This window comes from Mycobacterium sp. NTMscope_MAC_12 (genome assembly GCF_976985675.1).
Genome location: NZ_CDRJYY010000001.1, coordinates 5930773 through 5944054 on the forward strand (window position 1 = coordinate 5930773; position 13282 = coordinate 5944054).

13 protein-coding genes are annotated in these 13282 nt (G+C 66.5%); 10 read left to right on the top strand and 3 right to left on the bottom strand.

Features of this window, described 5'->3' with window-relative positions; translation table 11 throughout:
- Nucleotides 1-20: 20 nt before the first annotated feature.
- The 8 genes from AC0KS4_RS27740 to AC0KS4_RS27775 are packed head-to-tail and all read left to right on the top strand — an operon-like array spanning nt 21 to nt 8860.
- Nucleotides 21-1223: an MCE family protein gene (locus AC0KS4_RS27740; RefSeq protein WP_238955706.1), complete on the top strand. Its 1203-nt coding sequence runs from the start codon at nt 21-23 to the stop codon at nt 1221-1223.
- Entirely contained in the window at nt 1223-2275 is a 1053-nt protein-coding gene (locus AC0KS4_RS27745; protein WP_225326302.1) for a virulence factor Mce family protein, read from the top strand. The genes AC0KS4_RS27740 and AC0KS4_RS27745 overlap by 1 nt, the downstream gene beginning before the upstream one ends.
- Nucleotides 2265-3329 carry a virulence factor Mce family protein gene (locus AC0KS4_RS27750; RefSeq protein WP_225326303.1) on the top strand — a complete coding sequence of 355 codons (1065 nt, stop codon included), beginning with the start codon at nt 2265-2267 and terminating at the stop codon, nt 3327-3329. The genes AC0KS4_RS27745 and AC0KS4_RS27750 overlap by 11 nt, the downstream gene beginning before the upstream one ends.
- On the top strand, nt 3326-4765 hold the full coding sequence (locus AC0KS4_RS27755; RefSeq protein WP_238955707.1) for a virulence factor Mce family protein: 1440 nt from the start codon (nt 3326-3328) through the stop codon (nt 4763-4765). The genes AC0KS4_RS27750 and AC0KS4_RS27755 overlap by 4 nt, the downstream gene beginning before the upstream one ends.
- The gene (locus AC0KS4_RS27760) at nt 4762-5916 is read left to right on the top strand and encodes an MCE family protein (protein ID WP_225327903.1); all 1155 of its coding nucleotides are present in this window, start codon (nt 4762-4764) and stop codon (nt 5914-5916) included. Before AC0KS4_RS27755 ends, AC0KS4_RS27760 begins: the two co-directional genes overlap by 4 nt.
- Before the next feature lie 12 nt (nt 5917-5928).
- Entirely contained in the window at nt 5929-7653 is a 1725-nt protein-coding gene (locus AC0KS4_RS27765; RefSeq protein ID WP_225327902.1) for a virulence factor Mce family protein, read from the top strand.
- 11 nt (nt 7654-7664) lie between these two features.
- Nucleotides 7665-8369, top strand: a complete 705-nt coding sequence (locus tag AC0KS4_RS27770; RefSeq protein WP_225327901.1) for a mammalian cell entry protein — start codon at nt 7665-7667, stop codon at nt 8367-8369.
- Nucleotides 8369-8860, top strand: a complete 492-nt coding sequence (locus AC0KS4_RS27775; RefSeq protein WP_238955708.1) for a mammalian cell entry protein — start codon at nt 8369-8371, stop codon at nt 8858-8860. The genes AC0KS4_RS27770 and AC0KS4_RS27775 overlap by 1 nt, the downstream gene beginning before the upstream one ends.
- 1 nt (nt 8861) lies before the next feature.
- Here AC0KS4_RS27775 and AC0KS4_RS27780 read toward each other — a convergent pair whose 3' ends face one another.
- From AC0KS4_RS27780 to AC0KS4_RS27790, 3 genes are all read right to left on the bottom strand, one after another.
- Entirely contained in the window at nt 8862-9440 is a 579-nt protein-coding gene (locus AC0KS4_RS27780; RefSeq protein ID WP_225327899.1) for a hypothetical protein, read from the bottom strand.
- An 86-nt stretch (nt 9441-9526) separates the two neighbouring features.
- Entirely contained in the window at nt 9527-11008 is a 1482-nt protein-coding gene (locus AC0KS4_RS27785; protein WP_225327898.1) for an alpha,alpha-trehalose-phosphate synthase (UDP-forming), read from the bottom strand.
- Complete coding sequence (locus tag AC0KS4_RS27790) at nt 11009-11173, bottom strand: hypothetical protein (RefSeq protein WP_008263763.1); 165 nt, start codon at nt 11171-11173, stop codon at nt 11009-11011.
- A gap of 231 nt (nt 11174-11404) precedes the next feature.
- Here AC0KS4_RS27790 and AC0KS4_RS27795 point away from each other — a divergent pair, with 231 nt between their 5' ends.
- Entirely contained in the window at nt 11405-12340 is a 936-nt protein-coding gene (locus AC0KS4_RS27795; protein ID WP_225327897.1) for an enoyl-CoA hydratase, read from the top strand.
- 102 nt (nt 12341-12442) lie between these two features.
- Nucleotides 12443-13282 carry an SDR family oxidoreductase gene (locus AC0KS4_RS27800; RefSeq protein WP_238955709.1) on the top strand — a complete coding sequence of 280 codons (840 nt, stop codon included), beginning with the start codon at nt 12443-12445 and terminating at the stop codon, nt 13280-13282.

Here is a 13282-nt window from a genome sequence, read left to right on the forward strand (position 1 = left end):
GAGGACCGCTTAAAAGGGACATGGCAGACACAAGCGCGCGACGCACAACCGTCCGGCTGGCAGCAGCAGTGCTGGCCGGCCTGATGGTGGCTTTCGCTGTGCTGACTTACCTTTCCTACACGGCCGCCTTCGCGTCGATCGACACCGTCACCGTGTCGGCGCCCCGGGCCGGGTTGGTGATGGAAAAGGGCGCCAAGGTGAAATACCGGGGCATCCAGATCGGCAAGGTCGAGACCATCGACTACTCCGGTGACCAGGCGCGCCTCACGCTGGGAATCAACAGCGACGACATGCATTTCATTCCGTCCAACGCGACGGTGCACATCGCCGGCAACACCATCTTCGGTGCCAAGGCGGTGGAATTCATTCCGCCTCAAGCGCCGTCGCCGACCTCCCTACGTCCGGACGCGCACGTCGCGGCCTCGTCGGTGCAGCTGGAAGTCAACACCTTGTTCCAGTCGCTGATCGACCTGTTGCACAAGATCGACCCCGTCGAACTCAACGGGACGCTGAGCGCGTTCGCCGAAGGCCTACGCGGCCACGGCGACGACCTGGGCGGCATCCTGTCGGGATTGAACACGCTGACGCGCCAAGCGAATCCGAAGCTGTCCGCCTTGCAGGAAGACCTCCGGAAGACGGCGGTCGTGGCCAACGTGTACGCCGACTCCGCCCCGAACCTGAACACCGTCGTCGACAACCTGCCGACGATCAACAAGACGGTCGTGGACGAGCAGAAGAATCTCGACAGCACGCTGTTGGCCACCATCGGCCTGTCCAACAACGCCTATGAGACGTTGGCGCCGGCCGAACAGGACTTCATCGACACCATCAACCGGCTGCGGGCCCCGCTCAAGGTGGCCGCCGACTATTCGCCGGAATTCGGCTGCCTGTTTGCCGGGATCGAGCGCGGTATCAAGGAATTCGCCCCGCTGCTCGGCGTCCGCAAGGCGGGGTTGTTCACGTCGTCGAGCTTCGTGCTGGGCGCGCCGTCGTACACGTTCCCGGAATCGCTGCCGATCGTGAACGCCTCCGGCGGCCCGAACTGCCGTGGGCTGCCCGACATCCCGACCAAGCAGACCGGCGGGTCGTTCTACCGGGCGCCGTTCCTGGTCACCGACAACGCCAACATCCCGTACGAGCCGTTCACCGAGCTGCAGGTCGACGCGCCCTCGACGCTGCAGTTCTTGTTCCACGGCGCCTTTGCGGAACGGGACGATTTCTGATGCCCAGCTCCGCGATGCCCTCGCACCGCTCGATGATGATCAAGGTCAGCATCTTCGCGGTGGCCATGCTGTTGGTCTCGGCGGGACTGGTGGTCGTCTTCGGCGACTTCCGGTTCGGCCCCGAAAGCACTTACCACGCAACGTTTACCGACATCTCACGGCTGAAGGCCGGTCAAAAGGTGCGCATCGCCGGGGTGCCGGTCGGTGCGGTGTCGGATATCAAGCTCAACCACGACAACACCATCGACGTGAAGTTCGGGGTCGACAAGCGCTACACGCTCTACTCGTCGACGCGCGCGGTGATCCGTTACGAAAACCTGGTCGGCGACCGGTATTTGGAGATCACGTCGGGCCCGGGCGAGCTGCGGAGGCTACCCGCGGGCGGGACGATCAACAGCCAACACACCCAACCGGCGCTGGATCTCGATGCGCTGCTGGGCGGGCTTCGGCCGGTGCTCAAAGGCCTTGACGCCGACAAGGTCAACACCATCAGCAGTGCGGTCATCCAGCTGCTGCAGGGCCAGGGCGGGGCGTTGTCGAACGTGCTTGCCGACACGAGCGCGTTCTCCTCGGCGCTGGGCCAGCGCGACCAGCTCATCGGCGACGTGATCAACAACCTCAACACGGTGCTGACGACCGTGGACCAACGCAGCGCGCAATTTTCGACCAGTGTCGATCAGTTGCAACAACTGATCAGCGGGCTGGCCGAACACAAAGACGACATCGCCGGCGCCATCCCCCCGCTGGCCTCGACGACGACGGATCTGACGCAGCTGCTGAAGAATTCGCGCCGGCCGCTGCAAGGCATCCTGGAGAACACCCGTCCGCTGGCCACCGAGCTGGACAACCGCAAGGCCGAGGTGAACAACGACATCGAACAGCTGGGTGAGGACTATCTGCGGCTGGCCGCCCTCGGCGCCTACGGGTCGTTCTTCAACATCTATTTCTGCTCCGTGACGATCAAGATCAACGGCCCGGCCGGTGGCGACATCCTCCTGCCCCTGGGTGGCCAGGTGGATCCCAGCAAGGGGAGGTGCGCTTTTGCCAAGTAACGCAAAACATGAGCGCGATCCACTGCGCACCGGCATCTTCGGCGTGGTGCTGGTGGTCTGCGTCGTACTCATCGCATTCGGCTACGCCGGGTTGCCGTTCTGGCCGCAGGGCAAGATCTACGACGCCTACTTCAGCGACGCCGGTGGAATCAATCCCGGCAACGCCGTTTACGTCTCGGGTTTCAAGGTCGGCAAGGTGACCTCGGTGGGTCTGGCCGGCGACAGCGCCAAGATCAGCTTCAGCGTCGACCGCCACGTCGCGGTCGGCGACCAGTCGCTGGCCGCGATCCGCACCGACACCATCCTCGGTGAGCGCTCCATCTCGGTGACGCCGGCCGGCGGTGGCAAGGCAACCACCATCCCGCTCAGTCGCACCACGACGCCGTACACGCTGGCCGGCGCGCTCGAGGACTTGGGTTCCAACGCCAGCAACCTGAACAAGCCGCAGTTCGAGAAGGCGTTGAACGTGCTGACCGACACGCTGCACGACGCGACCCCCGAGCTGCGCGGTGCGCTGGACGGCGTGACGTCCCTGTCCCGCACCCTGGACCGACGCGACGAGGCGCTGCAAAGCCTACTGGCGCATGCGAAGTCGGTCACGGGCGTGTTGTCCCAGCGCGCCGAGCAGGTCAACAAGCTGGTCGATGACGGTAACGAGTTGTTCGCCGCCCTCGACGAACGCCGCCGGGCCCTGGGCCAGCTGATCTCGGGCATCCAGGATCTCTCGGCGCAGATTTCCGGCTTCGTCGCCGACAACCGCCGGGAATTCGGGCCCGCGCTGAACAAGCTCAACGATGTGCTGTCCAACCTCAATGAGCGCCGCGACTACATCACCGAGGCCCTCAAGCGGTTGCCCACCTACGCCACCGAGCTGGGCGAGGTCGTCGGGTCGGGCCCCGGCTTCAACGTGAACGTCTACGGTGTCATCCCGGCGCCGCTGCTCGCGACGATGTTCGACTTCTTCTATCAGCCCGGCAAGATGCCGGCCAGCCTCGCCGACTACCTGCGCGGGCTGATCCAGGAACGCTGGATCATCAGGCCGAAGTCACCATGATGCAGCGGATCCTCGGCGGCCGTGGGCTGCGCTACGCCACCATCATCGCGCTGGTCGCGGTGTTGGTGGGCGGCGTGTATGTGCTGTCGTCGCAAGAGAATAACCGCAAGATCGTCGGCTACTTCGCCTCGGCGGTCGGTTTGTACCCCGGCGACCAGGTGCGCATCCTGGGTGTCCCGGTCGGCACCATCGACACGATCGAGCCGCGGCCGTCCGACGTCAAGATCACCATGTCGGTGTCCAAGGACGTCAAGGTCCCCAAGGACGCCAAGGCGATCATCATGTCGCCAAACCTGGTGGCGGCCAGGTTCATCCAGTTGACGCCGGCGTACACCGGCGGGCCGGAGATGGCCGACGGCGCCACCATCGGGCCGGGCCGCACCGCGGTCCCGGTGGAATGGGACGAGGTCAAGGAGTCGCTGACCCAGCTCGCCGTCCAACTCGGCCCGACCGCCGGATCGATGCAGGGTCCGTTGGGCGCCGCGATCAACCAGGCCGCCGACACCTTCGACGGCAAGGGCCAGTCGTTCCACAGCGCCTTGCGCGAGCTCTCGCAAGCCGCTGGGCGGCTGGGGGATTCGCGCGGCGACATCTTCGGCACGGTGAAGAACCTGCAGGTGGTGGTCAACGCCCTCTCGTCCAGTAACGAACAGATCGTCCAATTGGCCGGCAACGTCGCGTCGGTGTCGCAGGTGCTCGCCGACAGTTCGCGCCATCTCGACAGCACGCTGGGCACCCTCAACACCGCGCTGTCGGACATCCGCGGGTTCCTCCACGAAAACAACTCGACCATCATCGATACGGTCAACAACCTCAACGATTTCGCGAAGACGTTGAGCGACCAGAGCGACAACATCGAGCAGGTGCTGCACGTGGCGGGCCCGGGTATCGCCAACTTCTACAACATCTACGACCCCGCGCAGGGCACGCTGAACGGCCTCTTGTCGATACCGGAATTCGCCAATCCCGTGCAGTTCATCTGCGGTGGATCCTTCGAGACCGCGGCCGGGCCGAGGGCGCCGGACTACTTCAAGCGCGCCGAGCTCTGTCGTGAGCGGCTGGGGCCGGTGCTGCGCCGGCTCACGGTGAACTACCCGCCGCTGATGTTCCACCCGCTCAACACGATCACGGCGTACAAGGGTCAGATCATCTACGACACCCCGCAAACCCAGGCCAAGGCGGCGACCCCGGTCCCGGAGCTGACCTGGGTCCCGGCCAAGGGCGCCCAAACGCCGGCCTCCCAGAACCCGGCGGACCTGCAGGCGCTGCTCGTCCCGACGGCCCCGCAGGCCGGCCCGGCACCCGGCCCCGCGCCGGCCGGTGCCGCACCCGCCCCCGGTCCCGCTCCCGGAAGCGCGTTCGGCCCGCGGCCGGGACCCGCTCCCGGTCAACCGGCGCCTAACGGGCCGGCGGCCGGCTTGGGCGGTGGCGGATGAACCGAATGTGGTTGCGCGCCAGCGGGTTGGCGGCGGGCAGCGTGCTGCTGGCCGGCTGCCAATTCAACGGCCTGAACTCGTTGGCGATGCCGGGCACCGCCGGCCATGGCAGTGGTGCCTACTCGGTGACCGTCGAGCTGCCCGATGTGGCGACGCTGCCGCAGAACTCACCGGTCATGGTGGACGACGTCACCGTCGGAAGTGTTGCCGGTATTGCCGCCGAACAGCGGTCCGACGGATCGTTTTATGCGGCAGTGAAATTGGCGCTGAACAAGAACGTCGTGCTGCCCGCCAACTCGACCGCGACGGTCGCCCAGACCTCGCTGCTCGGTTCGATGCACATCGACCTGGCTCGGCCGAAGGACAAGCCGGCCGTCGGCCGGCTGACCGACGGGTCCAAAATCACGGAGGCCAACACCGGTCGCTATCCCACCACCGAAGAGGTGCTCTCGGCGCTCGGCGTTGTGGTGAACAAGGGCAATGTCGGTGCGCTGGAAGAGATCACCGACGAGACCTACCGGGCCGTCGCGGGCCGGCAGGACCAGTTCGTGGACCTGGTGCCGAGGCTGGCGGAATTGACCTCGGGGCTCAACCGTCAGGTCAACGACATCATCGATGCGGTCGACGGATTGAACCGATTCTCGGGAGCATTGGCGCGCGACAAGGACAACCTGGGCCGGGCGCTGGACACGCTGCCCGAGGCGATTCGCGTGCTCAACAAGAACCGCGACCACATCGTGGAGGCCTTCGGCGCGCTGCACAAACTGGCCAACGTCACCTCGCACGTGCTGGCAAAGACCAAGGTGGACTTCGCCGCCGACATGAAGGACCTGTACTCGGCCGTGAAGGCCCTCAATGACAACCGGAGGAATTTCGTCACCTCGCTACAGCTGTTGCTGACGTTTCCGTTCCCCAACTTCGGGATCAAGCAGGCGGTGCGGGGTGACTACCTCAACGTGTTCACCACCTTCGACCTCACCCTGCGCCGCATTGGTGAAACGTTCTTCACCACCGCTTATTTCGACCCGAACATGGCTCACATGGACGAAATCCTCAATCCGCCGGACTTCTTGACCGGCGAATTGGCCAACCTGTCCGGTCAGGCCGCGGATCCGTTCAAGATTCCGCCCGGCACGGCTTCGGGACAGTAGGGGCGGGCGCAGATGCACGACAGACTGACCAAGATCCAGCTGGCGATCTTCGCCGTGATCACGGCGATCACCTTGACCGTGATGGCGATCTTCTACCTGCGGCTGCCCGCGACGTTCGGCATCGGAACCTACGGCGTGAGCGCTGATTTCGTTGCCGGCGGCGGCCTGTACAAGAACGCCAATGTCACCTACCGCGGAGTTGCCGTCGGCCGCGTCGAGTCGGTGGGCCTGAGCCCCAACGGCGTCATCGCCCAGATGCGGCTGAACAGCGAGACCGCCATCCCGTCGAACGTCACCGCCACCGTCAAGAGCGTGTCGGCGGTCGGCGAGCAGTACATCGACCTGGTGCCCCCGAGCGCACCGGCATCGAGCAAGTTGACCAACGGATCTCGCATCGAGCGGCAGAACACCCGCATCGGCCAGGACGTCGCCAACCTGTTGAAGCGGGCGGAGACACTGGTCAACAGCCTGGGTGACACCCGGCTGCGTGAGCTGTTGCACGAGACGTTCATTGCGGCCAACGGCTCGGGCCCCGAGCTCGCGCGGCTCTTCGAGTCGGCCCGGCTGCTGGTGGACGAGGCCAACGCCAACTATCCGCAAGTCTCGCAGCTGATCGACCAGGCCGGCCCCTTCCTGCAGGCCCAGATCCGCGCCGGCGGGGACATCAAGTCGCTGTCGGACGGGTTGGCGCGGTTCACCTCCGAGGTCCGTCAGGCCGACCCGCAGCTGCGCGACACCCTGGCCACGGCCCCCGGGGCCACCGACGAGGCCAGCACCGCGTTCTCCGGCATCCGCCCCGCCTTCCCGGCCCTGGCCGCCAGCCTGGCCAACCTCGGACGGGTGGGCGTGATCTACAACAAGTCGATCGAACAGCTGCTGGTGGTCCTGCCGGCGTTGTTCGCGGCCATCACCACCGCCGCGGGCGGCGGGCCGCAGGACGAAGGCGCCAAGCTGGACTTCAAGCTCGACCTCAACGACCCGCCGCCGTGCGCCGTCGGCTTCCTGCCCCCGCCGTTGATGCGCACACCGGCCGATGAGACGGTGCGCGAGCTTCCGAGGGACATGTACTGCAAGACCGCCCAGAACGATCCCAGCACCGTGCGCGGCGCCCGCAACTATCCCTGCCAGGAGTTTCCCGGAAAACGCGCCCCCACGATTCAGCTCTGCCGCGACCCGAAGGGCTACGTGCCGATCGGCCGCAACCCGTGGCGCGGCCCGCCGGTGCCCTACGACACCCCGATGACCAACGGGCTGAACGTGTTGCCGCCCAACCACTTCCCGTATATCCCACCGGACGCGGAACCCGATCCCGGGACACCGATCGTCGGGCCGCCGCCCCCGGGCGTGGTGCCCGGGCCGGGGCCGTTGCCCAACAAGCAGCCTGCCTTCGCCCCGCCGCCACCCAACGACAACGGGCCGCCGCCGCCGTTCACGTCGTGGCAGCCACCGGGGGTGCCGCCGGTGCCGCCGCAGCTTCCGTATCCGAAGTGGCTGCCCCCGCCGGCACCGCCGCTGGGGATCAACCCGCCGCCGTCGGCCCCCGGACCGGAGAAGCCGTGGGGCCCGCCGCCCGGGGGACAGCCACAGGCCAGCGGGCCGGCCTACGCCACCTATGACGAGAAGACCGGCGCGTTTGTCGATCCGGCAGGCGGCACTGGTATCTTCGCCGCCGGCGCCACCGGAACCTCCGGCGCCGAGAATTGGGTGGACCTCATGCTTGATCCAAGGCCGATGTAATGGACCGTGTAATGGACCCTGTCGTGGCAGACGAACAAACAACCAAGCCGCGAGCTCGTCGTCGAGCCTCGCGCGCGGCGGGTCCCGCCAAGAGTGAGTCGACCCGGGACGTCACGGTCCAGACCGAGGGCCCGGCCGCGCCGAAGCGGCCGGCGAAACCCAAGGCCCTCAAGTCCATCAAGCCGCCACCGCGGCGCCAGCCGCACCGCGCCCTGGTGGCGTGGATCTCATTCGCGGCGGCGCTGGTGGCGGTGGGGACGTTGGCCGGATGCGTGGCCCTCTTGATCGTCCAGCACCGCCACGCCACCGCGGCGCAGGCGCGCGACCAACGTTTCGTCGACACCGCGACGCAGACCGTGGTCAACATGTTCAGCTACAAGCAGGACAACATCGACGAGAGCGTCAACCGGTTCGTCAACGGGACCAGTGGCCCGCTGCGCGGCATGCTCAGCGCCAACAACAACGTCGAAAACCTCAAAGGCCTGTTCCGCTCCACCAACGCGACATCCGAAGCCGTCGTCAACGGCGCCGCGCTGGAAGGCATTGACACCGTTACCGATAACGCGTCGGTGTTGGTGTCGGTTCGCGTCACTGTCGCCGACATCGACGGGGTCAACAAGCCGTCCATGCCCTACCGGTTGCGTGTCATCGTGCACGAGGACGACTCCGGGCGGATGAGCGGCTACGACCTGAAGTATCCCGACGGGGGTAATTGATGCGATGGCGGCGTTGGCTGCTCATCGTCGCGGGTTGCCTTCTGGCCGTGGCGTTCGTCGGGTTGTCCGCGGTGGCCGGCTGGATGTACTGGGATCGGGTCGAGGTCCGCGGTGAGCAGGCGGCGCGCGCCGTGTTGCCCGGCTTGGCGGCCAAGGAAATACCCGAGGTCTTCGCCTACGACTACCAAACCGTCGAACGCAGCCTGTCGGCCGCCTACCCGCTGTTGACCCCCGACTATCGCGCGGAGTTCCAGAAGAGCGCCAACACGCAGATCATCCCGGAAGCCAAGAAGCGCGAAGTGGTGGTGCAGGCCAACGTCGTGGGCGTGGGAGTCATGTCCGCCCAACGCAATTCGGCGTCGGTGATGGTCTACATGAACCGGACGGTCACCGATAAGTCACGCCAGCCGTTGTATGACGGCAGCCGGTTGCGGGTCGACTTCAAGAAGATCGGCAAGCAATGGCTGATCGGCTACATCACGCCGATCTAGCTCAGTAGCACATCGCAATGCCGTTGCAGTACAACGGGTAACGCTCGATGGGGCTGGGCGGCGGCCCGGTCATCGCCAGCGAGAATGGTTGCTTTTTCATCTCCGGCTGCAGCCCGCACACCGCCCCGTGCAGCGTGGTGTGGGTGCCGCTCATCGTTTCGTCGCTGAACGCGAAGGTTTCGGTGGACGGCGCGGTGCCTCCGCCCGGGCAGGCCACGCCGTTGTCCTTTTGAACCTTGAAAGTCCACAGCATGCTGGACATGCGCGCCCGGCCGCTGAAGTTCTGCAGCTTGTCGGCGGCGCTGATCTGCTCGGACGTCGAACTCACGATGTTCAGCGCGCAGTTCATCGCAAATACGATCGGGTCGGAATAGTCGTTCATGTTCCGGGTCCCGGACGGCTGGTCGCAGAGTGCGGAGATCGTCCAGGTGACCCCGGAAACGCCCGCCTCGTTGTAGGCGTAGGTGCCGTCCGCGGGCGGCCCGAGCGCTTTGGCCGGTTCGCCGGATTGCAACGCGATTCCCGTTGCGACGGCCGTGAAGATCGCGGCACCCGCGGCCAGACCGTGACGGAGCTTCATGTGACTCTTTCTCCTTCGCGTGCGACGCTGCACCCGAGTATCACAGCGTTGGCGCGCCAACACCATGGGTTCTCGGCGCATCCGGGCTAATCGGCGCCATGGGGCCGCGCCTCGGCGAGCGCGTCGAGGAATGACCGCGCCCAGCGATCAACGTCATGGGCGAGCACCTGGCGGCGCAGGGACCGCATGCGCCGCCGTCCTTCCTCGACGGACTGGTCGAGTGCGGCCTCGATGGCGTCCTTGACCCCCTCGAGGTCGTGCGGGTTGACCAGGTACGCCTGCCGCAGTTCGGCGGCGGCGCCGGTGAATTCGGACAGCACGAGCGCACCGCCGAGATCACTGCGGCAGGCGACGTACTCCTTGGCGACCAGGTTCATCCCGTCGCGCAGCGGGGTGACCAGCATGACGTCGGCGGCCACGAAGAACGCGATGAGTTCGTCGCGGGGGACCGGCCGGTGCAGGTAGTGCACCATCGGATGCCCGACTTCGCCGTATTCACCGTTGATGTGGCCGACCTGGCGTTCGATGTCGTTGCGCAGCTGCTGGTAGCTGTCCACCCGCTCGCGGCTCGGTGTCGCCAGCTGGATCAGCACCGTGTCGTCGCGCTTGGCCCGCCCTTCGGCCAGCAGCTCCGAAAACGCCTTCAGCCGAACGTCGATGCCCTTGGTGTAGTCGAGCCGGTCGACGCCGAGCAGCACCTTGCGGGGGTTGCCGAGCTCGGCACGAATTTCCTTGGCGCGGCGCCTGATAGCGCGGTGCCGGGCCGTCTTGTCGAGTGCGCCGGAGTCGATGGAGATGGGAAAGGCGCCCACCCGGACGACGCGGGACTCGAGCTCGACCTCGCCGTACCGCGACCGCACCCCGACCGCCCCGCGCGAGGTGTTGGCTCCGGTCAGCCGCCGGGAGAGGAACAGGAAATTCTGCGCGCCGCCGGGCAGGTGGAATCCGACGAGGTCGGCGCCCAGCAGGCCCTCGACGATCTCGGTCCGCCACGGCATCTGCATGAACAGCTCCACCGGCGGGAAGGGGATGTGCAGGAAGAAGCCGATGGTCAGGTCGGGCCGCATCTCGCGCAGCATCGCCGGGACCAGTTGCAGCTGATAGTCCTGCACCCACACGGTCGCGCCGCGCGCGGCGGCACGCGAGGTCGCTTCGGCGAAGCGGCGGTTGACGACGACGTAGCGATCCCACCATTCGCGGTGGTAGAGCGGCTTGACGATGACGTCGTGATACAGCGGCCACAGCGTGGCGTTCGAGAAGCCCTCGTAGTACTCGGCGACGTCGTCCGCGCTCAGCTTGACCGGCCGCAGTTCCAGGTCCTCCTGGACGATCGGCTCGTCTTCGTTGTCGACGTCCTCGTCGACGACGCCGGGCCAGCCGACCCACGCGCCGCGCCGGCGCCGCAGTAGCGGCTCGAGGGCGGTGACCAGTCCCCCGGGGCTGCGTTTCCAGGCCGTGCTGCCGTCAGGAAGCACCTCCCGGTCTACCGGCAGCCGGTTGGCAACGACGACGAAGTCGGATTTCCCGAATTTGGCTGCCTTGGAGCTTCGCCCTCCCCCGGGAGCCATTTACGCGTCGAGTTTCGCCGGCCCAATACCCAGCATGGACAGAAAAACCCGGCATTCGTCGGCGTCGTTGGCGTACGCCGCGACGACCCGCCTGGCCTGGCTCGCAGTGCTGTCCGCCACCGGCTCGACGTCACCGATTTCGCCAGGATCAGATTTCGTAGGCATGACTTAACTGTAGGCGACGCGCGTGATCGGCCGCAGCCCGTCTCACCAGCTAACGGGCGTCGGACGCATTTATGGCTGGTTTGCAGGGATTCGCCGCGCCGCTCGCGAAGACACGATCGGCCGGGGCGTGCCCCTGCCAGGGGTTCGCGGCGCGTCCCCCCAGCGCGGCCCCGGTTACACACTGGCCGTAATCTGTAAACAATTCGAGCTGACAACAAGCGAGGTGGGCCAATGACTCTCTCCGAGCAAGCCGGCGCGCAGGCGGGCAACGCCAGCGCCGAGGAGCTGGTGACCTACGAAACTCTCGACGAGGGCCGCATCGCGCGCATCTGGCTCAACCGGGCCGACGCCCACAACGCGCAGAACCGCGGCCTGCTGGTGCAGCTCGACGAGGCATTCCTGCGCGCGGAGGCCGACGACACCGTCCGGGTGATCATCCTGGCCGCCCGCGGCAAAAACTTCTCCGCCGGTCATGACCTCGGCTCGGAGCTGGCGCTGGCCGAGCGGGCGCCGGGTGCGGGGCAGCATCCGACGTTTCGGATCAATGGCGCCACCCGCGATCCGGTCGCGGAGAAGACCTACCTGCAGGAGTGGCATTACTTCTTCCAAAACACTTGCCGCTGGCGCGATCTGCGCAAGATCACGATCGCCCAGGTCCAGGGCAACGCGATCTCGGCGGGCCTGATGCTGATCTGGGCGTGTGACCTGATCGTCGCCGCCGACAACGCCAAGTTCAGCGATGTGGTCGGCGTGCGGATGGGCATGCCCGGGGTCGAATATTACGCCCACCCTTGGGAATTCGGCCCGCGCAAGGCCAAAGAGCTGCTGCTGACCGGTGATGCGCTGGACGCCGACGAGGCCTACCGGCTGGGCATGGTGTCCAAGGTGTTCCCGGTCGACGAATTAGCCGACAAGACACTGGAATTCGCGCGCCGCATCGCGGAGCGGCCCACGATGGCGGCCATGCTGATCAAGGATTCGGTCAACGCCGCCTCCGACGCGATGGGCTTCACCGAGGCGTTGCGGCACGCGTTCCACATCCACGAGTTGGGCCACGCGCACTGGGCGGCCCACAACGAGAACAGGTATCCGATCGGCCTGCCGCCCGACGTCGAGGACTGGCGCAACGCCAAGCCGACGAAGCTGGCGCGCCGCGATACCCCGTAGCGCCGCGCGCCAGAGCGCCTAACGAGACCGGGGGTAGCGATATTCCCCCCGAGGGGACATGCTTCTATAGCTAAAACTTGTTCCAGTTTGAAAGGGCCTCGCGTGCAGCTTGCTTTCCAAGACCGGACATACCTGATCACCGGCGGCGGTAGCGGGATCGGCAAGGGCGTGGCGGCCGGGCTGGTCGCGGCCGGCGCCTCGGTCATGATCGTCGGCCGCAATGCCGATCGACTCGCCGGGGCCGTCAAGGAGATCGAAACCCTGCCCGGCGGCGGCTCCATTCGTTACGAGCCCGCCGACGTCACCAACGAGGACGAGGTGGCCCGCGCGGTCGACGCGGCGACGGCCTGGCACGGGCGGCTGCACGGCGCGGTGCATTGCGCGGGTGGCTCGCTGACCGTGGGGCCGATCACCCACACCGACTCGGAGGCGTGGCGAAACACCGTCGACCTCAACGTCAACGGCACCATGTACGTGCTCAAGCATGTGGGGCGCGAGCTCGTGCGCGGCGGTGGCGGCTCGTTCATCGGGATCTCATCGATCGCGGCCAGCAACACCCACCGGTGGTTCGGGCCGTACGGGGTCACCAAGTCGGCGATCGACCACATGATGATGCTGGCCGCCGACGAACTCGGCCCGTCGTGGGTGCGGGTGAACAGCATCCGACCGGGCCTGATCCGCACCGATCTGGTCGACGCGAGCGTGATCCAGTCACCGGAGATCAGCGGCGACTACGCGCTGTGCACCCCGCTGCCGCGGGTCGGTGAGGTCGAAGACGTGGCCAACCTGGCGATGTTCCTGCTCAGCGACGCGGCCGCCTGGATCACCGGCCAGTGCATCAACGTCGACGGGGGACACATTCTGCGTCGCGGTCCGGATTACTCCTCGATGATGGTGCAGATGTACGGCGAGGACGCGCTGCGCGGGGTGGTGGCACCCTAA

What these genes read in the sequence shown, in the direction of transcription:
- AC0KS4_RS27795 (WP_225327897.1), top strand. Translation starts at nt 11,405, where the DNA reads ATGACTCTCTCCGAGCAAGCCGGCGCGCAGGCGGGCAACGCCAGCGCC.
- AC0KS4_RS27765 (WP_225327902.1), top strand. Translation starts at nt 5,929, where the DNA reads ATGCACGACAGACTGACCAAGATCCAGCTGGCGATCTTCGCCGTGATC.
- AC0KS4_RS27790 (WP_008263763.1), bottom strand. Translation starts at nt 11,173, where the DNA reads ATGCCTACGAAATCTGATCCTGGCGAAATCGGTGACGTCGAGCCGGTG.
- AC0KS4_RS27745 (WP_225326302.1), top strand. Translation starts at nt 1,223, where the DNA reads ATGCCCAGCTCCGCGATGCCCTCGCACCGCTCGATGATGATCAAGGTC.
- AC0KS4_RS27760 (WP_225327903.1), top strand. Translation starts at nt 4,762, where the DNA reads ATGAACCGAATGTGGTTGCGCGCCAGCGGGTTGGCGGCGGGCAGCGTG.
- AC0KS4_RS27785 (WP_225327898.1), bottom strand. Translation starts at nt 11,008, where the DNA reads ATGGCTCCCGGGGGAGGGCGAAGCTCCAAGGCAGCCAAATTCGGGAAA.
- AC0KS4_RS27755 (WP_238955707.1), top strand. Translation starts at nt 3,326, where the DNA reads ATGATGCAGCGGATCCTCGGCGGCCGTGGGCTGCGCTACGCCACCATC.
- AC0KS4_RS27740 (WP_238955706.1), top strand. Translation starts at nt 21, where the DNA reads ATGGCAGACACAAGCGCGCGACGCACAACCGTCCGGCTGGCAGCAGCA.
- AC0KS4_RS27780 (WP_225327899.1), bottom strand. Translation starts at nt 9,440, where the DNA reads ATGAAGCTCCGTCACGGTCTGGCCGCGGGTGCCGCGATCTTCACGGCC.
- AC0KS4_RS27770 (WP_225327901.1), top strand. Translation starts at nt 7,665, where the DNA reads ATGGACCCTGTCGTGGCAGACGAACAAACAACCAAGCCGCGAGCTCGT.
- AC0KS4_RS27775 (WP_238955708.1), top strand. Translation starts at nt 8,369, where the DNA reads ATGCGATGGCGGCGTTGGCTGCTCATCGTCGCGGGTTGCCTTCTGGCC.